1 protein-coding gene is annotated in these 1,573 nt (G+C 47.2%); it reads right to left on the bottom strand.

Translation table 11 applies throughout. From position 1 onward, the window contains the following. Nucleotides 1-1,097, bottom strand: a 1,097-nt coding sequence (locus H141_RS0119580) for an ISAs1 family transposase (RefSeq protein ID WP_026349577.1), incomplete at its 3' end; no start/stop codon positions are given. Nucleotides 1,098-1,573: the final 476 nt, after the last annotated feature.

Below are 1,573 nucleotides of genomic sequence, written 5' to 3'. Positions count from 1 at the left end.
TCCAACACCGCATCAAGATAAGCCTCATTCATCAATGCCTGACGCTGCTTTCTTCTGATACTCATTTTCCGCTTCTCAGCGCGTAACATATTCAAGCCGAAGTGTCGCATCGTGGCAAGATTGGCTGCTGCATTACCACGGTATATCTGGCACGCATCCTCACTTAAGCTCACATCCAGCACCCAGTGTAACTGGTTTTCAATACCCCAATGCTCTCGCGCTGCACGGGATAGCCGCTCGGCGCTAAGCGCGGCTGAGCTGATAAAATAACGTTGCTCTAACACCGCACGCTTGTGCTTTTCCACCCGGTAAGTCGTTGCCATGCCAAGGGTTGTCAGCGCTGGCCACGCAGCTTTGAGTTTTTCCGGTAATTCACTGGCATCACATACCTGGAATTCTCGGTACTCCAAGCGCCCAGGGTTCTTTTCCAGTGACTGCGCGGCACTATCTTTATGCGCTTTCCCCGCAAAGGCTTGTTTTACTGCATCGTGCAACTGTCCTTGGTTGCCTTTAACCGTCAACAGGTAGTCGGCTTCTTTATCTACTATCTGCTGCGCTATCTCTTTCTGGCATCCCATTTCATCCAAACTGACCAGGCATCCTTTAAGCTCCAGCAAGTTAAGTAGCTGAGGTATCGCCGTAATTTCGTTGCTCTTCTCGTCCGTTTTAACCTGGCCCATTACCACACCATTGGCGCTGGCAAAGGCGCTAACCATATGAATAGAAGAGCAGCGGTCTTCCCGGTTGTAGGAGCCGCGAAGCGTTTTGCCGTCGATCGCGACCACCTGACCATCGGTAAGCTCTGTACAAGCCTGCATCCAACTGGCAAAGCAGCGCTGCAAGGCTTCGCTGTCCAGCAGTGACATCACCCGCGCGATGGTGTCGTGTACCGGCAAACCCAGTTTAAAAAAGCCATGTTCTTGCAGCCAGTCAAAGCGGTTTTCGCCGAAATCTTCAATATCTTCCCAGCCCTCACAGCCAGCAATGACTGCGCAAAGCGTTAAAAACACTACGTCAAACAAGGGGTAAACGACCTTAGCGGCTTGCCTTGGGTCTTCTAATTCTGAAAAGTGCTCTGCAAAAATATCGATGTTCATAAACTGGCTCCGCGTAAAAGCCAGTATCTGATCACAGCTGAAGATCGGGGTCAATCAGTTATGCTAAAGTGCGTACTAAATGTTCGTGATCTTGCCCTGGGTGCCAGTCTGGTGTATACCTATCAAGGTGGAATATCAGCTAAGAAGTAAAGTTGGCGAATGGTTAAGGTTAAAGAGTCAAGGCAAAAAACATCGCCATTGAAAGACGTACAATAGGCCATTTTATCACTTTTGATGAACGGGAATTGGATGTGCCCGGGATAGAACCGATTGTTGCAAAGTACTGCGCTTAAAGCTGAACAATTGGAAAAATGATCCATTACTCAATACCTAGTTATGAGCGTAGGGTTTTTATTTCTTTTAATGGTGCTCATGCTTGGCTTCAATCTCATGAGTATAAATTAGACACCCCTTTTATACTTGTGAAGTTTAAGCTGTTTAAAAAAGTAAAAAGTAAAAAGTAAAAAGTAAAAAGT

The sequence above is a fragment of the Arsukibacterium perlucidum DSM 18276 genome (genome assembly GCF_000382165.1).
Lineage (GTDB): Bacteria > Pseudomonadota > Gammaproteobacteria > Enterobacterales > Alteromonadaceae > Alishewanella > Alishewanella perlucidum.
Note: the sequence above shows the minus strand (reverse complement) of the source record. Positions and strands in the feature narration are given on the sequence as shown.